Here is a 2,179-nt window from a genome sequence, read left to right on the forward strand (position 1 = left end):
GGGTCACCTTCTTGTTTGGCCCCTCCCGACGGTAGCAGCAATAAAATCGTGCAAACCCCATGGTTTGCGCCACCGCATCGGGTGGTTACAGCTCGTTATCAACACCGACCCAGTCGGCTGCCAATAACGGAAAAAGGCCGGTGGCAAGAGCCACCAGCCATCAGCCTTTCGCTTAACGCTCGGGCTGGAGACGCAAAGTCGATGCTTACTTCAGCTCGACTTTAGCGCCTGCTTCTTCCAGAGTGGCTTTTGCTTTGTCAGCTGCGTCTTTCGAAACAGCTTCCAGAACGACGCCAGGAGCGCCGTCAACTACAGCCTTGGCTTCTTTCAGGCCCAGACCGGTCAGTTCACGTACTGCCTTGATCACGTTAACTTTCTTCTCGCCAGCTTCCAGCAGCATGACGTTGAATTCAGTTTGTTCTTCAACAACGGCAGCGACAGCAGCTGGACCAGCGGAAGCAGCGGCAGCGGAAACGCCGAACTTCTCTTCCATGGCCTTGATCAGCTCAACGATTTCCAGAACGGATTTTTCGCCGATTGCTTCGATGATTTGGTCGTTAGTCAGAGACATGACTATAAATTCCTGTATTGGGGTGACAGCCTACGCGGCCATCGAAATAAACAATAAACGCTGAAAGGAGTCGCTCAGCCTTAGGCTGCGGCAGCTTCTTTCTGGTCGCGAAGAGCCGCCAGAGTACGAGCCAATTTGCTGGTTGCGCCTTGAATCACGCTCATCAGCTGAGAAATTGCTTCGTCACGGGTCGGCAGGCTTGCCAGTACGTCGATCTGATTAGCTGCGAGGAACTTGCCCTCGAACGCAGCTGCCTTGATCTCGAACTTATCCTGACCTTTTGCGAACTCTTTGAAGATACGAGCAGCAGCGCCCGGATGTTCTTTGGAGAATGCAATCAAGGTCGGGCCGGTGAACACGTCGTTGAGCACGTCATATTGAGTGCCAGCAACGGCGCGCTTGAGCAGAGTGTTACGTACAACACGTACGTAAACGCCAGCTTCACGAGCCTCTTTACGGAGTCCGGTCATAGCGCCTACTGTTACGCCACGGGCATCAGCCACGACAGCGGACAGAGCAACTTGGGCAGCCTTGTTGACTTCAGCGACGATGGCCTTCTTGTCTTCAAGTTTAATTGCCACGGGAAAAACTCCTGCTTGTTACCGTTTCATCCAACCGAGGCCAGATGTCGTTTTGGTGTCTGATTCGGTAAGGAACCGGGAGCACCATCTGCGTAGGCTTGAGGTTTAAGACTTGCGTCGCCTACGGTCTTGGATAGCCCCCGCCAGGCAGGGACCCCAATCTTCCAATTGGCGCAATCGCTTGCGCCAACCTTGTGTCTTACGCGTCGAGCGAGCCTTGGTCGATGACCAGGCCTGGACCCATGGTGGTGCTCAGGGTAACGCGCTTGACGTAAATACCTTTCGAGGAAGCTGGCTTGATACGCTTCAGATCAGCGATCAGGGCTTCAACGTTTTCTTTCAGCTTGACGGCGTCGAAACCAACCTTGCCAACGGAGGTGTGGATGATGCCGTTTTTGTCGGTGCGATAACGAACCTGACCAGCCTTGGCGTTCTTAACCGCGGTAGCTACGTCTGGCGTTACGGTGCCGACTTTAGGGTTAGGCATCAGGCCACGTGGGCCCAGGATCTGACCCAACTGACCAACAACGCGCATTGCATCCGGGGATGCGATAACTACGTCATAGTTCAGGTCGCCGCCTTTCATTTCGGCAGCCAGATCGTCCATACCTACACGGTCAGCGCCGGCAGCCAAAGCGGCCTCAGCAGCTGGACCCTGGGTGAACACAGCAACGCGAACGGTCTTGCCAGTGCCGTGTGGCAGCACAGTAGCGCTACGAACGACCTGGTCGGATTTACGCGGGTCAACACCCAAGTTTACAGCAACGTCAAACGACTCGCTGAACTTGACTGTCGACAGCTCAGCCAGCAAAGCAGCAGCGTCTACAAAGTTGTAGGACTTGCCTGCTTCGATTTTGCCGGCGATAGCCTTTTGACGCTTGGTCAACTTAGCCATTACACACCCTCCACGTTAAGGCCCATGCTACGAGCAGAACCGGCGATAGTACGCACGGCCGCGTACAAAACAGCTGAAGTCAGATCCGCGTGATTGGTGTGCGCTATATATTCCAGAAGAGCACGGGTAACG

At 54.7% G+C, this 2,179-nt stretch carries 3 protein-coding genes and 1 pseudogene; all 4 read right to left on the reverse strand.

Translation table 11 applies throughout. The features are described from left to right. Positions 1 to 205 precede the first annotated feature (205 nt). Entirely contained in the window at positions 206 to 571 is a 366-nt protein-coding gene (gene rplL, locus ACIQU2_RS28865) for a 50S ribosomal protein L7/L12 (RefSeq protein ID WP_008145490.1), read from the reverse strand. Positions 572 to 651: 80 nt separating this feature from the next. Then, positions 652 to 1,152: a 50S ribosomal protein L10 gene (gene rplJ / locus ACIQU2_RS28870; RefSeq protein ID WP_010467255.1), complete on the reverse strand. Its 501-nt coding sequence runs from the start codon at positions 1,150 to 1,152 to the stop codon at positions 652 to 654. Positions 1,153 to 1,351: 199 nt separating this feature from the next. Then, positions 1,352 to 2,047 (reverse strand): 50S ribosomal protein L1, encoded by a 696-nt coding sequence (gene rplA, locus ACIQU2_RS28875; RefSeq protein WP_007896626.1) that lies wholly within the window; start codon positions 2,045 to 2,047, stop codon positions 1,352 to 1,354. Then, positions 2,047 to 2,179 (reverse strand): annotated as a pseudogene (gene rplK / locus ACIQU2_RS28880) (50S ribosomal protein L11); the annotation flags it as partial. The gene rplA and the pseudogene rplK, both read right to left, overlap by 1 nt.

The organism is Pseudomonas sp. NPDC098740 (assembly GCF_044760065.1).
GTDB lineage: Bacteria > Pseudomonadota > Gammaproteobacteria > Pseudomonadales > Pseudomonadaceae > Aquipseudomonas > Aquipseudomonas rossensis.